The following is a 1127-nucleotide window of genomic DNA, read 5'->3' on the forward strand; positions in this document are numbered from 1 at the left end:
GAACGGCACGTCGGCCAGCCGGGCGCCCAGCAGCTCGGCCTGGCGGCGGCCCCGATCGCTGAGGCCGGCGTCCTCGCTGACGGCGTCGCCGTGGCGGGCCAGGTAGAGGAAGCGGTGGCTCACTGCGGGGCGACGGGGTTGGGGATGGCACCGCCGAAGCGGCGGTCGCGCTGGGCGTAGAGCTCGCAGGCGTACCACAGGTGGCGGCGGTCGAAGTCCGGCCAGAGGGTGTCCAGGAACACCAGCTCCGCGTACGCCGACTGCCAGAGCAGGAAGTTGGACGTGCGTTCCTCGCCGGACGGGCGCAGGAACATGTCCACGTCCGGGATCTCCGGGTGGTAGAGGTATTTCCGCAGGGTCTTCTCGTTGACCTTGTCGGCCTTGAGCCGGCCCGCCGCCACGTCCCGGGCGATCGCCGCTGCCGCGTCCGCGATCTCCGCGTGCCCGCCGTAGTTGACACAGAACTGCAGGGTGAGGGTCTTGTTGTCCTTCGACATCTCCTCCGCGGTCTGCAGCTCGGAGATCACGCTCTTCCACAGCCGGCCCGGCCGCCCGGACCACACCACCCGCACCCCCAGCTCCACGAGCTGGTCGCGACGGCGCCGGATGACGTCGCGGTTGAAGCCCATCAGGAAGCGGACCTCTTCCGGTGAGCGCTTCCAGTTCTCCGTGGAGAAGGCGTACGCCGACAGGTACGGGATGCCGAGCTCGATCGCGCCCTCGATGGTGTCGAAGAGCGAATACTCCCCCTGCTCGTGACCCTTGGTGCGGGACAGGCCGCGCTCCTTGGCCCAGCGGCCGTTGCCGTCCATGACCACCGCCACGTGCTTCGGCACCGCCGCCGCGGGCAGGGCGGGCGGCCGGGCGCCGGAGCTGTGCGGTGTGGGCGGACGTGTCACGAAGTGCTCTCCCGTCGGTCGACCAGTGGCAGCGCGCGCAGGTTGCGCTCCATGTGCCACTGCAGGTGTGCTGCCACCAGCCCGCTGCACTCACGGCGTACGGGTGGCTCGGTGGCGTCGGCGAGCTGCCAGTCACCGCTGGTCAGGGCCTGCATCAGGGCGACCGTCGCCGGGGCCGGATGGGCCGCGCCGGGCGGCCGGCAGTCGGGGCAGACCGCGCCGCCGGCC

General features: G+C 71.6%; 2 protein-coding genes. Both read right to left on the minus strand.

What is annotated here, in order from left to right:
* Positions 1-119: 119 nt before the first annotated feature.
* On the minus strand, positions 120-899 hold the full coding sequence (locus tag AB0C29_RS49720) for an isoprenyl transferase (protein ID WP_360835550.1): 780 nt from the start codon (positions 897-899) through the stop codon (positions 120-122).
* The coding region (locus AB0C29_RS49725; RefSeq protein WP_360835552.1) for a DNA repair protein RecO C-terminal domain-containing protein at positions 896-1127 on the minus strand (232 nt) is incomplete at its 5' end. The genes AB0C29_RS49720 and AB0C29_RS49725, both read right to left, overlap by 4 nt.

The organism is Actinoplanes sp. NPDC048791 (assembly GCF_040650095.1).
Classification (GTDB): Bacteria; Actinomycetota; Actinomycetes; order Mycobacteriales; family Micromonosporaceae; genus Actinoplanes.